This window comes from Sulfurimonas sp. HSL-1656, from assembly GCF_039645585.1.
In the GTDB taxonomy this organism is placed as follows: Bacteria; Campylobacterota; Campylobacteria; order Campylobacterales; family Sulfurimonadaceae; genus Thiomicrolovo; species Thiomicrolovo subterrani.
Genome location: NZ_CP147915.1, coordinates 1,265,912 through 1,282,272 on the forward strand (window position 1 = coordinate 1,265,912; position 16,361 = coordinate 1,282,272).

General features: G+C 58.4%; 20 protein-coding genes. 17 read left to right on the forward strand and 3 right to left on the reverse strand.

From position 1 onward, the window contains the following. The first annotated feature begins 22 nt into the window (after positions 1-22). From WCX49_RS06460 to mrdA, 10 genes are read left to right on the forward strand one after another with little or no spacing between them, the layout of a single operon-like run. Positions 23-1,246 carry a LysM peptidoglycan-binding domain-containing protein gene (locus tag WCX49_RS06460; protein WP_345986763.1) on the forward strand — a complete coding sequence of 408 codons (1,224 nt, stop codon included), beginning with the start codon at positions 23-25 and terminating at the stop codon, positions 1,244-1,246. Then, positions 1,239-2,030, forward strand: a complete 792-nt coding sequence (locus tag WCX49_RS06465) for a septal ring lytic transglycosylase RlpA family protein (protein ID WP_345986764.1) — start codon at positions 1,239-1,241, stop codon at positions 2,028-2,030. Before WCX49_RS06460 ends, WCX49_RS06465 begins: the two co-directional genes overlap by 8 nt. A gap of 2 nt (positions 2,031-2,032) precedes the next feature. Further along, complete coding sequence (gene hisB / locus WCX49_RS06470; RefSeq protein WP_345986765.1) at positions 2,033-2,605, forward strand: imidazoleglycerol-phosphate dehydratase HisB; 573 nt, start codon at positions 2,033-2,035, stop codon at positions 2,603-2,605. After that, positions 2,602-3,099: an HAD-IIIA family hydrolase gene (locus tag WCX49_RS06475; RefSeq protein WP_345986766.1), complete on the forward strand. Its 498-nt coding sequence runs from the start codon at positions 2,602-2,604 to the stop codon at positions 3,097-3,099. Before hisB ends, WCX49_RS06475 begins: the two co-directional genes overlap by 4 nt. After that, positions 3,096-3,614 carry a hypothetical protein gene (locus tag WCX49_RS06480; protein WP_345986767.1) on the forward strand — a complete coding sequence of 173 codons (519 nt, stop codon included), beginning with the start codon at positions 3,096-3,098 and terminating at the stop codon, positions 3,612-3,614. The genes WCX49_RS06475 and WCX49_RS06480 overlap by 4 nt, the downstream gene beginning before the upstream one ends. Beyond that, positions 3,611-4,090, forward strand: a complete 480-nt coding sequence (lptA, locus tag WCX49_RS06485) for a lipopolysaccharide transport periplasmic protein LptA (RefSeq protein ID WP_345986768.1) — start codon at positions 3,611-3,613, stop codon at positions 4,088-4,090. Before WCX49_RS06480 ends, lptA begins: the two co-directional genes overlap by 4 nt. Beyond that, positions 4,087-4,710 carry a ribosome biogenesis GTP-binding protein YihA/YsxC gene (gene yihA / locus WCX49_RS06490; RefSeq protein ID WP_345986769.1) on the forward strand — a complete coding sequence of 208 codons (624 nt, stop codon included), beginning with the start codon at positions 4,087-4,089 and terminating at the stop codon, positions 4,708-4,710. The genes lptA and yihA overlap by 4 nt, the downstream gene beginning before the upstream one ends. Beyond that, positions 4,694-5,155, forward strand: a complete 462-nt coding sequence (locus WCX49_RS06495) for an N-acetyltransferase (protein ID WP_345986770.1) — start codon at positions 4,694-4,696, stop codon at positions 5,153-5,155. The genes yihA and WCX49_RS06495 overlap by 17 nt, the downstream gene beginning before the upstream one ends. Before the next feature lie 47 nt (positions 5,156-5,202). Beyond that, the gene (locus tag WCX49_RS06500; RefSeq protein WP_345986771.1) at positions 5,203-5,574 is read left to right on the forward strand and encodes a hypothetical protein; all 372 of its coding nucleotides are present in this window, start codon (positions 5,203-5,205) and stop codon (positions 5,572-5,574) included. Next, the gene (gene mrdA / locus WCX49_RS06505) at positions 5,571-7,355 is read left to right on the forward strand and encodes a penicillin-binding protein 2 (RefSeq protein WP_345986772.1); all 1,785 of its coding nucleotides are present in this window, start codon (positions 5,571-5,573) and stop codon (positions 7,353-7,355) included. The genes WCX49_RS06500 and mrdA overlap by 4 nt, the downstream gene beginning before the upstream one ends. 21 nt (positions 7,356-7,376) lie before the next feature. Here the strand turns inward: mrdA and WCX49_RS06510 are convergent, their stop codons facing one another. Together WCX49_RS06510 and ybeY are read right to left on the reverse strand one after the other, a co-directional pair. Then, positions 7,377-8,306: a calcium/sodium antiporter gene (locus WCX49_RS06510; RefSeq protein WP_345986773.1), complete on the reverse strand. Its 930-nt coding sequence runs from the start codon at positions 8,304-8,306 to the stop codon at positions 7,377-7,379. Next, positions 8,306-8,731, reverse strand: a complete 426-nt coding sequence (ybeY, locus tag WCX49_RS06515; protein WP_345986774.1) for an rRNA maturation RNase YbeY — start codon at positions 8,729-8,731, stop codon at positions 8,306-8,308. Before ybeY ends, WCX49_RS06510 begins: the two co-directional genes overlap by 1 nt. Positions 8,732-8,806: 75 nt before the next feature. On the opposite strand from ybeY, the gene WCX49_RS06520 reads away from it, so the two are divergent. The 7 genes from WCX49_RS06520 to WCX49_RS06550 all read left to right on the forward strand — a co-directional run bounded on the left by WCX49_RS06520 (position 8,807) and on the right by WCX49_RS06550 (position 15,088). Continuing rightward, complete coding sequence (locus tag WCX49_RS06520; RefSeq protein ID WP_345986775.1) at positions 8,807-9,316, forward strand: gluconate 2-dehydrogenase subunit 3 family protein; 510 nt, start codon at positions 8,807-8,809, stop codon at positions 9,314-9,316. Continuing rightward, positions 9,313-11,001, forward strand: a complete 1,689-nt coding sequence (locus WCX49_RS06525) for a GMC family oxidoreductase (RefSeq protein WP_345986776.1) — start codon at positions 9,313-9,315, stop codon at positions 10,999-11,001. Before WCX49_RS06520 ends, WCX49_RS06525 begins: the two co-directional genes overlap by 4 nt. A gap of 30 nt (positions 11,002-11,031) precedes the next feature. Next, on the forward strand, positions 11,032-11,697 hold the full coding sequence (gene queC, locus WCX49_RS06530) for a 7-cyano-7-deazaguanine synthase QueC (protein WP_345986777.1): 666 nt from the start codon (positions 11,032-11,034) through the stop codon (positions 11,695-11,697). A 71-nt stretch (positions 11,698-11,768) separates the two neighbouring features. After that, positions 11,769-12,989, forward strand: coding sequence for an EAL domain-containing protein (locus WCX49_RS06535; protein ID WP_345986778.1), 1,221 nt, complete (start codon positions 11,769-11,771; stop codon positions 12,987-12,989). Beyond that, on the forward strand, positions 12,990-13,487 hold the full coding sequence (locus WCX49_RS06540) for a DNA-deoxyinosine glycosylase (protein WP_345984293.1): 498 nt from the start codon (positions 12,990-12,992) through the stop codon (positions 13,485-13,487). It abuts the gene before it with no gap. Then, positions 13,477-14,106 carry a SprT family zinc-dependent metalloprotease gene (locus WCX49_RS06545; RefSeq protein ID WP_345984294.1) on the forward strand — a complete coding sequence of 210 codons (630 nt, stop codon included), beginning with the start codon at positions 13,477-13,479 and terminating at the stop codon, positions 14,104-14,106. Before WCX49_RS06540 ends, WCX49_RS06545 begins: the two co-directional genes overlap by 11 nt. A 130-nt stretch (positions 14,107-14,236) precedes the next feature. Next, positions 14,237-15,088 carry a bifunctional methionine sulfoxide reductase B/A protein gene (locus tag WCX49_RS06550; protein WP_345986795.1) on the forward strand — a complete coding sequence of 284 codons (852 nt, stop codon included), beginning with the start codon at positions 14,237-14,239 and terminating at the stop codon, positions 15,086-15,088. Here WCX49_RS06550 and dctP read toward each other — a convergent pair. Beyond that, the gene (dctP, locus tag WCX49_RS06555) at positions 15,085-16,218 is read right to left on the reverse strand and encodes a TRAP transporter substrate-binding protein DctP (protein ID WP_345984295.1); all 1,134 of its coding nucleotides are present in this window, start codon (positions 16,216-16,218) and stop codon (positions 15,085-15,087) included. The two genes, WCX49_RS06550 and dctP, sit on opposite strands and share 4 nt — an antisense overlap. Positions 16,219-16,361 lie beyond the last annotated feature (143 nt).

Here is a 16,361-nt window from a genome sequence, read left to right on the forward strand (position 1 = left end):
CCCAAAAAGAGGTGGTGTATTGGTGATCGGACGTATATTTGCAGCTATTTTTTTGCTTCCGGCACTGCTTTTCGGGGCACTGACGTTTGAGTCGAACTCGAACCGGGAAGCCCAGATCGTACGAGCCTTCGACCTTCCGCTCTCTTTTCTCAACGACGCGAAACTGCAAAAGATCATCAGCAAAAAACGCAAAGAGTACCAGCGCCACGGCTTCTTTAAAAGCCTCGACCAGGCCTACCTTTTCATTCCCATGATCAAGGACTCCCTGGCCCACTCGGACGTTCCTGACGAGTTCCTCTTCCTTGCGATGGCCGAGTCCGGCTTCTCCATCGATGCCTACTCCCGCAAAAAGGCCTCCGGGCTCTGGCAGTTTATGCCGGAAACCGGGCGCATCTTCGGTCTGCAGATCAACGACTACGTCGACGAACGCAAAGACCTCCTCAAATCGACCAATGCCGCGCTCACCTACCTTGAAACCCTCCACGCGCGCTTCAACAAGTGGTACCTGGCCGCCATTGCCTACAACTGCGGGGAAGGGCGTCTTTTCAGGGCCATCAAAAAGGCGGGCACCGATGACATCAACGTTCTGCTCGACGAGAAGAAGCGCTACCTTCCCAGAGAGAGCCGCAACTACATCCGCAAGATCGTGGCGCTGACGCTGCTGGCGGCCGACGAGGACTTTATGATCAACCAGGAGTACGCCTACCTGCTCAACCGTGCAAACGCCTACTCCATCGCCCAGGTCGAAGTGGCCCGCGGCGAACGCATCAGCCGCGTCGCCAAGCTGATCAATATGCCCCCCTACAAGCTGGCATCGCTCAACCGCCATCTCAACTATGATTTCGTCCCGCCCCATGACAAAAAGTACTCGATCTACATCCCCTACGTCAAACTGAACGAGTTCCGTCAGAACTACAAGCCCGCACCCCTGGAGACCTTCTATATGCTGCACAGCGTCGAGTCGGGCGAGAACCTTTCGCGCATCGGCAAGAAATACCGGGTCCCCTACAAAATGATCAAAGAGTTTAACCGCCTGCACTCCAATGTACTGCGTATCGGACAGAAGCTCGTTATCCCGGTCTCCAGACCGCTGGACCTCAAAAACGGCAAATACATCGTCAAGCGGGGCGACTCCCTTGAGGCGATCGCGCGCAATTTCGAAACGACCGTCTCCAGCCTGAAAAAGCTCAATAACCTCCAGGGGAACCTGATCCGTGTCGGTGACCGGCTGAGTATCTATGATTAAGCTGCTTCCTTTTCTGGCACTGCTCCTCCTGATGGCCGGGTGCAGTACCCGGGGCATGTCATCCCGTACTGCGTATGAGGCGCCGTCTCCGGCCGTCGCCACCCGTACAACCCCCGCGGCATCGACCTACAAACACCCGACGATGCGCCCCTATACGGTCAACGGGCGCCGCTACTTTCCCACCGTCGTGCAGAAGGGCGACACCTTCGACGGCAGGGCCAGCTGGTACGGTCCCGACTTTCACGGCAAACTGACCTCCAACGGCGAGCGCTACGACATGTATTCGGCCACCGCCGCGCACAAGACCCTGCCGATGAACACCATCGTCCGTGTCACCAACAAGCGCAACGGGCACCAGACCGTCGTACGGATCAACGACAGGGGGCCCTTCGTCGCCTCGCGGATCATCGACCTCTCCAAAAAGGCGGCGACGGACCTGGATATGGTCGGGGCCGGGACAACGGACGTACATCTCGAGGTGCTCGGTTTCGCCGGCAAGGGCGAACGCGTCATCCCGACGGAGGCGGCGCTGCGTGCGGGGCCGGCCGAGCAGATCGTCACTGCCTTCTATATCCAGATCGGTGCCTTCCGGCGCTTCGAGGGGGCATCCATCACCCAGCAGAAATACAACGGGTTTGAAGGGTATAAAACGATCATCAAGGATACTGAGTATAATAACGAAAGACTTTTCCGTGTCTGGCTCGGAAAGTTCAAAAGCGAGGCCGAAGCGCACGATTTTATTGCATCGTCACCCTTTGAGCACGCCTTTATCGTAAGGAAATAAGTATGATCGTCAAAGAGCGCAATACCAAAGAGACGCAGATCCGTGTAGAGCTTGAACTCTACGGAGAGGGCAAAAGCAGCATCAATACCGGTGTGGGCTTTTTCGACCACATGCTCGAAGCCTTCTCCAAACACGCGCTGATCGATCTGAACGTCTCCTGCAAAGGCGACACGCACATTGACGACCACCACAGTGTCGAGGATGTCGGCATCGTCATCGCCATGGCGCTGGCCGAAGCGATCTACCCGATCGAAAAGGTGGAGCGCTTCGGCAATGCCGTCGTCGTCATGGATGAAGCGAGTGTCAGCTGCGACATGGACCTGAGCAACCGTCCCTACCTCTATTACGACGTACCCGTCAGCGGCAAGGTCGGAAATTTCGATACGGAACTGGCCGAGGAGTTCTTCCGGGCCATCGTTTTCAACTCCCGTATCTGCGCGCATATCGTCATGCAGCGCGGTAAAAACCGCCACCACATCATTGAAGCGGCCTTCAAGGCATTCGCCGTGGCGCTGCGCCGCGCGGTAACCCGCAACGAACGCGTCACCGTTCCGAGCACAAAGGGCGTTTTGTGATCAAACTGCTCGTGCTGGACGTCGACGGCTGCCTGACCAACGGGCAGATCATCTACGGCGAAAGCGGGGAGGAGATCAAAGCCTTCAACGTCAAAGACGGTCTGGCGATCAAAAGCTGGATGCGCCTCGGGCACGAGGTCGCCATCATTACAGGGCGCCGTTCGGGTATCGTCAAACGCCGCGCGGATGAACTGGGGATTTTGCACCTCTACCAGGGCGTCAAAGATAAGCGCAAACGTCTGGAGATGCTCTGCAGCGACCTTGATATCGACGTAACGACGGAGGTTGCAGCCATCGGCGACGACCTGAACGACCTGAAAATGCTGGAGCTGGCCGCCGTCTCCTTTGCACCGGCGGATGCGTCATCCTACATTACCGGGCGCGTGGACCATGTCCTGGCACGCCGTGGCGGCGAAGCGGCCGTGCGGGAGATGATCGAAGCGTTGATGCGCCGCAACGGCGAGGAAGAGGCTTTCCTCGCGCAGTGGCAATGAGCGTCTCGACCTTTTACCTGCTCATCGGCGCAGTGCTGGGGAGCATTTTTTTCTTTTTCAAACCGTTGCAGGTCGATATCGCCACCCCCGGCGAGCTGGCACAGATCGAACTGGAGCGTTTTACGGTCTATGAAGTCGCGGCTGACGGGGTCAAAACGATCCTCGCCGGAACGCACGCATCACGCTTCCCCGACCGCTACGAGGTTGAAGACCTCAACCTCACTGACCGCTCCGAGGGGCACGTAGAGACGATGCAGGCCCGCAAAGGGATCTACAAAGAACCGCTGATCTCCCTGGACGGGGATGTCCGTTTCCGGCGGGATGACGGCTATACCTTCGAAACGCAGAAGGCCGATTACAACCAGAGCTCAGGCGACGTGCGCGCCCCGGGCAGTTTCGTACTGTGGCAGGCCAGCGACCGCGTTGACGGCAGGAACCTGTTCTACAACATTAAAAGCGGCGACATCACCGCGAAAAAGATCGTCGGAGTTTATACCATGAAGGAGAAAATGTGAAGTCCGCTTTAGCCCTTATCGTCACCATCGCAGCGGCAGGGAGCCTCTATGCGGCCGAACAGCTCAAGATCGCTGCCGACGCTTTTACGGCCAACGAAAAAGAGGGGCGCTCGGTATTCGAGGGGCATGTGCGTATCAAGATGGGGAGCGACGAACTCAATGCGTCGCGTGTCGAGGTCTTTACCGCCGCGGACCGCACGCCGACGAAGTATATCGCCAGCGGCGACGCCTCCTTTTTCCTCAAGGCCGATAACGGCGCGACGTACAGCGGCCGGGCGCAGAAGGTCATCTACCTCCCGCTGAAAGAGCAGTACAGTTTCTACGGCGACGTGCACCTGATGCAGCACGATGAGCACAAGCAGATCGACGGCGAAGAGGTCGTCGTCAATATCCAGGAGGGCACGGCCGCGGCCAGAGGGGCGGAGCGCCAGCCTGTCATCATGATCTTCAACCTTCCCGAGGAGAAAAAGAAGTGATCGAGGTCGTCGAGGCGCATTTCAACACCAGCGCCGCCAACATTTCCCAGTCTCCGGACAACGACACCGTCAACGAGATCGCCTTTATGGCACGCTCCAATGCGGGGAAAAGTTCGCTGCTCAACGCCTTGTGCAACCATAAAAACCTCGCGAAGGTCTCTGCAACGCCGGGCAAGACACGCCTGATCAACTACTTTGACGCGACCTTCATGGACCGCGACAACCAAGAAAAGCTTAATGCCCTGCTGGTAGACCTCCCGGGGTTCGGATACGCCAAAGTCTCCAAGACCCTCAAGAGCGACTGGGAAAAGAACCTCACGGACTTCATCACCCAGCGCGAACAGATCCGTGTCTTCGTGCACCTTGTCGACGCCCGCCACCCCGACCTCCCTATCGACCGCTCCGTCGCCGAATACCTTGAACAGATCCGCCGGCCGGGCCAAACGGTGCTGCGTGTCTTTACGAAATCGGACAAGCTCAACCAGAAAGAGCTCGGTGCACTGCTGCGGGACTACCCCGGCGCGCTGGTCGTCTCCAGCAGCAAGAAGCGCGGCATCGCAAAACTGGCCGCGCGCCTTTACGATCTTCTCACCGGAACCGACGATGTCCATCCACTTTAGAAAAGCGACCCTGGCCGATATCCCGGCGATGCAGCGCCTCGTAGCCCCCAAAGTCGAAGACGGCACCATCCTCGTGCGCAGCAACGACGAGCTGGCTACCAATATCCGCTCCTACATTCTCGCCTTCGACGGCGAACGCCTCATCGGCTTTACGGCGCTGCATGTGCATTCGCCCGAACTGGCCGAGATCCGCTCCCTGATCGTCGATGAACCCTACCGTAACCAGGGCATCGGGGCCGAACTGGTCAGCCTCTCCATCGAAGAGGGGAAAAAGCTGGGGCTCAAACGGGTGCTGGCACTGACCTATGCCGCCCGTTTCTTCGAAAAACTCTCCTTTTCCGAGATCCCCAAAGAGAGCCTGCCCGAACACAAGATCTGGGCCGACTGCATCAAATGCAAGCACTTTCCGGTATGCAACGAAATCGCGCTGATCAAAACCCTCTGACCTGGATTTTTTTCGCACTCCTCTTCGTACCCTACGAAGCGCTGAGCATGCACTATCTCTATCTGCCGCCGCTCTTCGGCGTCCTCTTTTTTCTCTATATCCGGGCGCTTGACAGGCACTCCTCCTTTGCCTTTTTCGTCATTGTCGTTTTGCTGATCATTGCGGAGACCGCCAAGGGTTACCTGCTGCTCAGTACGCTCTTTTTCTACACCGTCAGCTACTTCCTCATCCTGCCGCGCATCAAGAGCATCGTCTCCTGCCACCTCTGCCTCAATGCCATCATCGTGCTGCTCGCCTATGTCGGCTACTGGGCATTTACGGCCCTGTTTGCGAACATGTTCGCCCTCCCGCTGCCGCAGCTTGATTTCAAGGTCATCTTCTATATGATGATCGAGTTCTTCCTGGTGGGGCTGCTGTGAGAACCCGTATCCTTATCGCCCTGTTCATCTTTATCTGGGTCTCGCTGCTGAGCCGCGTCTACTACCTGAGCGTCCACTCCAACCGCTACTACGAACAGCTCTCGACGGAGAACACCCTGAAAACGGAACGTATCGCCCCGGTCCGCGGCGAGATCCTCGACCGTAACTTCAGGCCGCTCGCCATCAACAAGCTGGGTTTCAAGATCGAGGTGATGCCGCACCTGAGCACCCAGAAGCGTCTCGAGAGCCTCCAGAGTACCCTGGAGCGGATCCAGCGGCTGCTGCCGATGCTCGACGCGGAAAAGATGCTCAAGGTCTACAAGCAGAATGATTCGCACTACAACCACCGGGAAATCGCCGTCGCGGACTTTATCTCCTACGAAGACATCCTTCCCGTCTACTCGGAGCTGAACCTGCTGGAAAACGTCAAAATCTCCCCGGCCCCGATGCGCTACTACCCCTACCAGAAGATCGCGGCCCATATTATCGGCTACACGGCAAAATCCAACCAGCAGGAGATCGAACGCGACCCGGTCCTGAAATTGACGGGAATCGTCGGCAAATCCGGGCTGGAGAAGCAGTACAACACTTACCTCGAGGGGGTTCCTGGGGAACGTACCGTACAGATGAATGCACTGAACGAGGAGATCTCCGTCCTCGAGACACACAAGCCGCTGGAGAACCGGAACCTTGTCCTGACCGTCGACATGCGGCTGCAGCAGTACATAAGCCGAATGATGGAGGGAAACGCGGGTGCCGTAATCGTCATGGGCCTCGACGGCGAAATCCTCTCCGCGGGCAGTTACCCCGAATACAACCCCAATACTTTCGTATCGGGTATCTCGGGAGCAAAATGGAACGCACTGATCAACGACCTGGACATGCCCTTTACCAACAAGATCGTCAACGGGCTCTATCCCCCGGGCTCAACGATCAAACCCTCCATCGGGATGATCTACCTCGACAGCGGCATCAGCCAGTGGTGGTACGTGACCTGCACCGGGACCATGGAGCTGGGGAACCGGAACTTCCGCTGCTGGAAAAGCTGGGGGCACGGCAAGACCGACCTGCACAAGGCGATCCGGGAGAGCTGCGACGACTATTTCTACAAAGGCAGCCTCAAAGTCGGGATCGAAAAGATCAGCGACGGGCTCAAAAGCTTCGGTCTCGGCGATAAAACGGGCATAGACCTTCCCAACGAGTTCATCGGGACGATCCCCAACCGCGCCTGGAAGCGGGAACGCTACAACGAACCGTGGTACATCGGGGAGACGCTCAATACGTCCATCGGGCAGGGGAGCGTACTCGTCACGCCGCTGCAGATCGCCCAGAACACGGCCCTCATTGCCGGCGGGAAGCTGCCCCAGCCGCGGCTGGCGCGCATGATCGACAACAACCTGACCCAGCCGGTCTACCGCGACGTCCTGACCGCCAGGCAGAAAGCGGATCTTCCCATCATCCGCCGGGCGATGCGCCAGGTCTGCAGCCACCCCAAAGGGACGGCCTCCGCACAGATTACGACCAAGGTGGCCATTGCGGGCAAGACGGGGACCGCACAGGTTATCGGGATCCCGCAGGCGACGAAAAAGCGTATCAAAGAGGAAGATATGGCCTACTATACGCGTTCACACGCCTGGTTAACAACCTACGGGCCCTACCGCCACCCGCAGTATGTCGTCACCGCGCTGATCGAACACGGCGGTCACGGGGCATCGGCCGCCGGCGACATTGTCTCCGGCATCTACGACAAACTTGCCGAGTTCGGTTATATCAAAAAGTAGAAAGCAGAATACGCCCCGAGATCAGTGCCCGAGCGCGCTTTTGACGAAGAGGGCGAAGATCATCAGCAGGATGATCCCGCCGGCTTTGCTGTAGAGTTTGTTGGCAAGCACGAGGAGCAGGGCGAGGGAAGCGGCCATCATGATATAGATGTCGCCCAGGTTCGAACCGCTGATGGGAAGGGGACGGATCAGTGCCGCGCCCCCGAGGACCATGGCGAAGTTCGCCACGTTTGAACCGATGATATTCCCGATGCTCAGATCGGCATTCCCTTTTTTCAGGGCGACCAGGGAAACGACCAGCTCGGGCAGCGACGTCCCGAAGGCGATCAGGAGCAGACCGATGACCCATTCGCTGACCCCGAGGCTGCGGGCGATCATGCTGGCGCTCTCGACGACGAAGTGCGCGCCGCCGATTGTCATCACGAAGCCGGCGAACAGCAGGGCGATCGTTTTCCCCCAGGCAAATGCCTCTTTTTCCAGACTCTCATCAATCTCCTCGGTCAGCTCCGAACCGTCCGTGGAGAAGAGAAAGTAGAGGTAGGCCGCCATCAGCGTGACAAAGATCACCCCCTCGAAACGGCCGATGACTCCGTCGTAAGCCGCCAGGAAGTAGAGGATAACGGGAAAAAGGATCCAGGCGCTGTCGCGGTTGAAAAGGTCGCGGGCGGGGTTCATTTTTTTCGCCAGGACAAAGACCAGCCCCAGCACCAGGGTGATATTCATCGTCACACTCCCGACGACGTTTGCGACGGCCAGTTCGGGTTTGGCATACCACGATGCCATCATGGATGCCGCCATCTCCGGAAGGGAGGTCCCGAACCCGACCAGCGTCGCACCGATGACGAAGTGGGAGATGTTGTAGTGCAGGGCGATACGCTCGGATTCGCGGATGATGAAATCCGCCCCCCAGATCAGTGTAGCCATTGCGGCAACGAAAACAAGGTATTCCATTACGCCTCCTCTTCGGTACGGACGATAAGACTGCTCGGCAGCCCGAGCGCAGTGATGATCTCTTCCTCTTTGCGGCGCATTTCACCGTCATCGATCTCATGGTCAAAGCCCAGCAGGTGCAGCACCCCGTGCAAGAAGAGCAGGGCGCACTCCTGCGCTTCGCTGTGGCCGAAACGCGCCGCGCCGCTTTTGACATGGTCGGCACTGATGACAATGCTCCCGATCGGCGCCATCGGCATGGGGTCATAGGGAAAGCTCAGCACATCGGTCGCTTTGTCGATGCCGCGGTGCTCCTTGTTGAGGACGCGGATCGTTTCGTCGTCACAGATGATGAGCTCCATATCGCCCGCGTTCAGCGTGTCGGCAATGGTCTCCATAAGGGTATAGTCCGGTTCAAATTCCGTCTGGTTATCGATATCAATCATAGACGGCATTCTAGCCAATCTGTGCTTTAGCATGCCGTTACTGAAACGTTTTTGCCGCTATGGTACAATCGGTGCATGATTACCCGAAGAAGCCTCCTGCTGGGGGGCGCGGCGCTCCTGCTGCTGCCCGTTGAGAGCAGCGCGGATTACGCCCGCCCCGTGACCATCCTCAAAGAGCCTTACCAGACCATCGCCACCGTGCAGCGCGACCTTTTTCCCGGCGGCGGTACGGCCCCCTCGCCGCAACTGCTCAAAGCGATCGACTACCTCGGCGGCGTGATGCACGATGACTATATCGATGACGATGATAAACGCTTCCTCGCAAACGGCGCACTCTGGCTCAACGAATACACCGGAAAGGAATTCGGCAGCGCCTACTACCGCCTCACACCGTCGCAGCGCGAGGAGGTTTTACAATGGCTCTCCGGAACGCCCTGGGGGGAGAGCTGGCTCTGGAGCCTCATCTCCTACCTGTTCGAAGCCCTGCTGTGCGACCCCGTCTACGGGGCGAACACCCATGAGGCGGGGTGGCACTGGCTGGGACATGAACCCGGCTATCCGCGCCCCAAGGCTGCATTGATATGAAACAATATGACATCTGCATCATCGGCAGTGGAGCGGGGGCAGCGCCCGTGGCCTATGAGCTGAGCCGCGCAGGCTACAGCGTCCTCGTGCTTGAGAAGGGTCCCTACCTGACGGAGAAGGATTTCACCAAGGATGAGATCGCCGTCAGCCGCCGCAGTATCTATACCCCGCGTCTCAAGGATGAGCAGCATGTCGTCGAGACCTATAACAGTGACGGCAGCATTGATCGCGTGACCGCGGCGGAATCGGGCTGGAACTTCTGGAACGGCTCCATGGTCGGCGGCTCTTCGAACCTGATGAGCGGCTATTTCCACCGGATGAAACCGGTCGATTTCAAACTCCGCTCCACTTTCGGGGCCATCGAGGGGGCCAACGTCGTCGACTGGCCCATCACCTACGAAGAGATGGAGCCCTATTTCACGAAGGTGGAGCAGGTCGTCGGCGTCTCGGGCCGGGTCGTGGAACACCCCTTCCAGGAGCAGCGCTCCACCAGGGACTTCCCCTTCCCGCCGACCTGGGAACAGCCCATTTCCGGCTGGTTCGATGCGGCCTGCGAAGCACTTGGGTACCACAGCATCCCCACACCGAGGGCCGTACTCCCCTACGACGCACTGGGGCGGAGCGGCTGCTCCTACTCGAATTTCTGCGGCAGCTACGGCTGTGCGACGGGGGCAAAAGGGAACGCCCGCGCGGCGCTGCTGGAGAAGGCCAAAGCGACGGGACGGTGCGATATTCTCCCGGATGTTTTCGTCTACAGGCTCGATGCAGACCGTCATCATGTCACGGCCGCACACTATTTTGATGCCGACGGCAACTCCCACACCGTCACGGCGGGCACTTTTGTCGTTGCCGCCCAGGCGATCGAGAGCGTGCGCCTGCTGTTCAACTCGCGCAATAAATACTACCCTGACGGCCTCGGCAATGCCAACGGACAGCTGGGGAAGAACCTGATCTTTTCCGCGGGCGGCAGCGGGCAGGGGAGGTTCGAATTTTCCCGCCTGAACGAACGGCAGCGCTTTGAGCTGATGACCCGCGGCGCCTTTGTCAACCGCTCCCTGCAGGACTGGTACGTCTATCACCGGGAGGGGCGCACCTACAAAGGGGGCACTATCGATTTCCTTTTTGAGCACGCCAACCCTGTCAGCCGTGCCATGCGCGAACTGTATGATGATGACGGCAACCTGGTCTGGGGCAGCAGGCTGCAGAAGCGTCTTGAACACGCCTTCAAAGCCTCCCGTGTGTTCGTGTTCGAAGTCTTCAACGACTGGCTCCCGACGGACAACTGTTTCATCGGGGTCGACGAGGGAGTGCGGGACAAATGGGGCATGCCCGTCGGGAAGATCCGTCTTTACGGCCACCCGCATGACCTTGAAGTCGGTGCATTTCTGGCCGGCAAGGCCGAAAACGTGCTGCGGCAGATGGGTGCGGTGGAGATCCAAAGCGACATATCGTCCGCCCCGCCGCCGAACCTCGTTGCCGGCGGATGCCGTTTCGGGAAGGACCCCAAAGCGTCCGTGCTGGACCCCTCGTGCAAAGTGCACGGGATCGACAACCTCTACGTCTCCGACGGCAGTTTCATGCCCACGGGCGGCAGCGTACCCTACACCTGGACCATCTACGCCAACGCTTTCCGGGTCGCCGATGCCATCAAGGCGGCGCTCAAAGCCAAGCCCAACAGGCTATAATGGCACCTATCAATACACAAGGAAATCAACGTGGGTAAAAAAGCGGTCTGTATCATGAGCGGAGGGATGGATTCGACACTCGCGGCCTATATGCTCCGCGCCCAGGGGTATGAGATCGTCGCGGTCCATTTCAACTACGACCAGCGGACCCAGCAAAAAGAGCTCGAGAGCTTCCGCGCGATTACCGCGCGCCTCGGCACCGCACAAACCTACGAAATCGACCTGGACTTTTTCGCTGCGATCGGCGCATCGGCCCTGACCGACAGGAGCATCGAGGTCCCGACGGGCGGGATCGAGCCCGGTGTCCCGGTCACTTACGTACCCTTCCGCAACGGCATCTTTCTGAGCATCGCGTCCGCTATTGCCGAGAAAGAGGGGGCTGCCGTCATCGGCATCGGCGTCGTCGAGGAGGATTCCAGCGGCTACCCCGACTGCCGGGAAGCGTACATCGAGGCGATGCAGCGTGCCGTCAACCTCGGGACGAAGGATGAAACGAACCTGACCATCGCCATGCCGCTCGTGCACCTGAAAAAAGAGCAGATCGTCGCCGAGGCCATTGCATACAACGTCCCCCTGGAACTCACCTGGAGCTGTTACCGTGACGAGGCCGAAGCCTGCGGTGTCTGCGACAGCTGCCGTCTGCGCCTGAAGGGGTTTGAACTGGCCGGCGTACGGGACCCAATTCCCTATCGTTAAAAACGGTGTCTCCTAAGCCTGTCGAAAACTGTTGTACAATACAATAACGGAAGTTGATATAAAGGAGCCAGATGACAGAGTTTGTACAAGTTGCGCGACAACCCATCATCGATGCTGCCAATGCGACGTACGGCTACGAACTTCTACACCGTGAAGGTGAGAATAATGCCGCAAATCCCGCATTGACACATCGTCTAATGTCCGCGCAAGTAATGCTGAGCGTATTCAATCTGATCGGAAGAGAGCGAGCAGTAGGGGAGGATCTTGCATTTTTCAATATCTCCCCCGCCTTTTTGATGACGGACATCATTGAGGCCTTCCGCCCCGACCAGTGCGTCTTCGAGATCGCGGCAAACGAACCGCTGAGACACAATGAAATCGCCAAGCTGAAACTTCTGTTTGACAAGGGCTACCGCTTCGCCCTGGACAACTTCGTCGTTACGGCCAACAGTATTGCCCAGTTCCAAACTGTCCTGCCGTACATTGCCTATCTCAAGATCGATATTCAGAATAACGACATTGAGCAGGTTGCTGAACATGCCGAGGTACTGAAGGCCAACCACAAGCTTATTGCGCAGAAGGTCGAAAGCATCGACGAGTTCTCCGCCTACCAGGGGCTCGGGTTTAATTATTTCCAGGGCTACTACATCCAGCACCCGGTCCCGGTCAAACATTACCGCCTCGAACCGAAGCACATCGGTGTCAGCCGCCTTTACAAAATGCTCGATACGGTGCCTTTCTATGAGTTCGCCAAAGAGTTCGAACGCCACAACGAGCTCACCATCCAGTTCTTCCAGTACCTCATTTCCACCGGGATGAAACGCTATGACGCCACGCGCTCCGTACGCGCGATGATCATGGATATCGGTCCCGATGTGATGCGCCGCTGGTTCATGCTGATCATCTATGCAAAGGGCGGGGCGGACATCAGCGTCGAAAAAGGACCTTTTTCCCGCTTCTTCGAAGAGCGGATCGACCTGATGAACACCATTGTTTCCAATGTCCACAGCGCCGACCCGGAGCGCCGCAGCGACGAACTGCGCCTGCTGGCCATCTTTTCGACCCTCATCGACATCTACCAGATCCCTTTTGATACGCTCATGGGCTCGTTCGAGATCACGAAGAACCTTGAAAAATGGATCGCGGCGCGCAAAGGGCGCTTCAGCCTGCTGTACAAGGCCGTCAACCAGCTGCAGCACTCGCCCCTCGATATCGAGAAGGTGAACCGTGTCCTCAAGGCTTTCAAGACCGACTACGACGAGGTCAGTGTCAAGATGAACCACCGGGTGTAGATGCGCCTGGAACACCCCTTCGACCCCATTGCCGACGACCGTTCCCGCGTCCTGGTCCTCGGTTCCTTTCCCAGCATCGCCTCTTTCGAAGCCGCTTTTTACTACGCCCACCCGCGCAACCAGTTCTGGCCCATAATGGAACAGCTTTTTGACGTCGCGCTCCCGGACAAAACGGCGCGGCGCGCTTTTGCCCTGGAGCAGGGGATCGCCCTGTGGGACAGCTATGCCTCCCTGGTGCGCAGCGAAAACAACTCCAGCGACGCCAACCTCAGCGAGCTCACCCCCAACGACATCCCCGCTTTCCTGGCAGCGCACCCCGCCATCAGGCATATCTTCTGCACCGGCAGAAAAGCATACGAGGGGTGCGTCAAGGCATTTCCGGACCTTCCCGTCCCCTGTACGCTGCTCCCCTCGACCTCTCCGGCCTACGCTGCAATGCGCTTTGATGCCAAACTGGAAGCCTATCGCCAACTCAAAGCAGTCCTCGATGCAGATTGAATGTGACGGCATCCGTGTCGAACACCGGATCAATCCCCGCATAAAGCATGCCTACCTGAGCGTCGCTGACGACGGTACGGTCGTGCTCAAGTCCAACGGCCGCGGACTAAGGCATCTGCAGGCGTTCGTTGCTTCCAAGCGCGAATGGATCCTGCGCCAGCAGGCCCGTGTTTCTTCACAGCCTTCGATGCGGCTGGGCGAAAGCCTTCTCTATCTGGGAGATATCGTTACTCTTGAGGAGATCGACACCGCGTTTCAGGCCCACTCGCCCGAAGCGCTCCGCCGAAGCTACGACCGCTTTTACCGTGATCGCGCCGAAGCGCTGCTGTGCGAAAAAACCGCCATGTTCGCCGAACAGATGGGGGTCTCCTACGAAGCCATTCGTTTCCGGAAAATGAAACGGCGCTGGGGGAGCTGCTCGAAGACGGGGGTTATCACTTACAACACCCTCCTGCTGCAGCTGGAAGAAGCGATGGTCGACTACACCGTCGTGCACGAACTGGCGCACCGCGTCCACTTCAACCACTCCGCCGATTTCCACGCCCTCGTCGCCTCGGTACTCCCCGACGAAAAGGCGCTGCGCCGACGCATGCGACTCCGCAAGGCCAGCTACTACTGATACGTTTTTGAACGATTAATGCTCCCGCTCTATACTGATGGGACGAGGAGAAGCCATGAAAATTTTTATACTGATTCTGGCCCTGTTCCTGCTCCCGGTTATTGCCGCGGAGTCCGGCGCGTACAGACCGGTGGGCAACTGGAAGCCGCTGAGCCCGCAGGAAGAAGCGGTCATCGTCCACAAAGCCACGGAGCGACCCTACAGCGGCGAACTGCTCTACAACAAGGCCAAGGGCACCTACGTCTGCAAACGCTGCGGCGCGAAGCTCTACCGCTCCGAGGACAAGTTCGATTCACACTGCGGCTGGCCGTCGTTTGACGACGAGATCCCCGGCGCCGTCAAACGCGTTCCCGACCCCGACGGCTACCGTACAGAGATCGTCTGTGCCAGCTGCGGCGCCCACCTGGGGCACGTTTTCAGCGGCGAGCACCTGACGCAGAAGAACCTGCGCCACTGTGTCAACTCCATCTCCATGGCGTTTATCCCCGACGAGAAGGTCGCTTACTTCGCCGGCGGCTGTTTCTGGGGTGTGGAGTACTATCTGGAGAAGATCCCGGGCGTCAAATCGGTCGTCTCGGGCTTCATGGGCGGATCGAAAAAAGATCCCGGTTATTACGATGTGATCAAGGGGAACACGGGCCACCTTGAGACCGTCGCCGTCACCTACGACCCTTCAAAGGTCGACTACGAGACCCTCGCCAAAACCTTCTTCGAGATCCATGACCCCACCCAGGAGGGGCGGCAGGGGCCCGATGTCGGCGCCCAGTACCAGAGCGCCGTCTTCTATAACAACGCTGCGGAAAAAGCAACGGTGCAGAAGCTCATCGACCGCCTGCGCAGGAACGGCTATGACGTCAAAACGAGACTGATCGGGGCATCAGCATTTTATAAAGCGGAGGACTACCACCAGGATTATTACGAGCGTCACCGCAAGCAGCCCTACTGCCACGGCTTCGTCGACCGCTTTAAAGAGAAGAACTAGCGGACGTTGAGGAAGTAGCGCAGGCTGGCGTCGCTGAAGGTCTTGCTCCTGGCAAGGTAGGCATAGGCACTCTCAAAAACACGTTTGAAATCACTGCTCTGGGCACTCTGCTCGGCGATGACCTCGGAGAGCGCCTGTTTGGCGGCCTCGGTGACGGCGTCGGGAAAACGCATCAGTTTGACGCCGTTGGCTTCGAGCGAGGCCATCGCCTCGGCGTTTTTCGCCTGGAATTCGAAGGTCATCGTACTGTTGAGCTCATTGACGGCACACTCCAGGATAGCCTGCTGCTCTGCCGAGAGCCGCTCCCACGTATGTTTGCTGAACGTCATCTCCAGGATGGAACCCGGTTCGTGCCAGCCCGAATAGTAGTAGGGCGCAACCTTGTAAAAGCCCATCTTCATGTCGAGGTAGGGGCCGACCCACTCCGTCGCGTCGATGACGCCGCGCTCCAAAGAGGTGTAGATCTCCCCGGCGGGCAGCAGCACGGGGTTGACGCCCAGTTTCGACATCACTTCGCCGCCAAGGCCCGGGATACGCATTTTGAGGCCGTTCATATCCTCCAGCGTCTCGATCGGCTTTCGGAACCAGCCGCCCATCTGGATATTGGTGTTACCGCCGGCGAAGGGGTAGAGGTTGTAGCGGCCGTAAAGTTCACGCCATAGCTCCTGCCCGCCGCCGTAGAGGATCCAGCCGTTGAGCTCCTCGGCCGTCATACCGAAAGGAAAACCGCTGAAAAGGGAGAAGGCTGCATTCTTGCCTTTCCAGTAATACGGTCCCGAATGGAATCCGTCGATCTGGCCGCTGCTGGCCGCATCGAAGACGGCGAGGGCAGGGACGAGGGTATTTTTGGGGAAGAGTTTGATGCTGAGCTGCCCGCCGCTGATCTGCGCAACGCGCTCGGCGAAGCGGTCGACACCGGTGCCCATAATGGGGAAGTGCGCCGGCCAGCTCGTCGCGATCTTGAGCTCCGTCTTTTTGCCGCGGTTGACATGGACGGTTTTGCCGGCCGTGTCATCCTGCTTCGGATGCTTGCTGTAATCGATCGCTACGCGGTTGCCGTCGTTGCAGCCTTCAAGCAGGACCGCCGACGATGTCGACGCCGCGGCGGTCAGGAAAGTACGTCTATCCATCTATAAACTCCTATATAATTGCCCACTTTTTTTCGCATATCACACCCATTTCGCTGCCGCCGATGTAGCGCAGCGGAATTTCGCAGCGCAGCGAGGACAAAGCAACCGTGTGCTTCAGTGCCACAGCGGCCAGCGTAGTCCTG

Bases quoted from the DNA above. Each gene is read 5' to 3' on its own strand.
- WCX49_RS06465 (WP_345986764.1), top strand. From the start codon at position 1,239: ATGATTAAGCTGCTTCCTTTTCTGGCACTGCTCCTCCTGATGGCCGGG.
- hisB (WP_345986765.1), top strand. From the start codon at position 2,033: ATGATCGTCAAAGAGCGCAATACCAAAGAGACGCAGATCCGTGTAGAG.
- WCX49_RS06480 (WP_345986767.1), top strand. From the start codon at position 3,096: ATGAGCGTCTCGACCTTTTACCTGCTCATCGGCGCAGTGCTGGGGAGC.
- WCX49_RS06495 (WP_345986770.1), top strand. From the start codon at position 4,694: ATGTCCATCCACTTTAGAAAAGCGACCCTGGCCGATATCCCGGCGATG.
- WCX49_RS06500 (WP_345986771.1), top strand. From the start codon at position 5,203: ATGCACTATCTCTATCTGCCGCCGCTCTTCGGCGTCCTCTTTTTTCTC.
- WCX49_RS06510 (WP_345986773.1), bottom strand. From the start codon at position 8,306: ATGGAATACCTTGTTTTCGTTGCCGCAATGGCTACACTGATCTGGGGG.
- ybeY (WP_345986774.1), bottom strand. From the start codon at position 8,731: ATGATTGATATCGATAACCAGACGGAATTTGAACCGGACTATACCCTT.
- WCX49_RS06520 (WP_345986775.1), top strand. From the start codon at position 8,807: ATGATTACCCGAAGAAGCCTCCTGCTGGGGGGCGCGGCGCTCCTGCTG.
- WCX49_RS06525 (WP_345986776.1), top strand. From the start codon at position 9,313: ATGAAACAATATGACATCTGCATCATCGGCAGTGGAGCGGGGGCAGCG.
- WCX49_RS06535 (WP_345986778.1), top strand. From the start codon at position 11,769: ATGACAGAGTTTGTACAAGTTGCGCGACAACCCATCATCGATGCTGCC.
- WCX49_RS06540 (WP_345984293.1), top strand. From the start codon at position 12,990: ATGCGCCTGGAACACCCCTTCGACCCCATTGCCGACGACCGTTCCCGC.
- WCX49_RS06545 (WP_345984294.1), top strand. From the start codon at position 13,477: ATGCAGATTGAATGTGACGGCATCCGTGTCGAACACCGGATCAATCCC.
- dctP (WP_345984295.1), bottom strand. From the start codon at position 16,218: ATGGATAGACGTACTTTCCTGACCGCCGCGGCGTCGACATCGTCGGCG.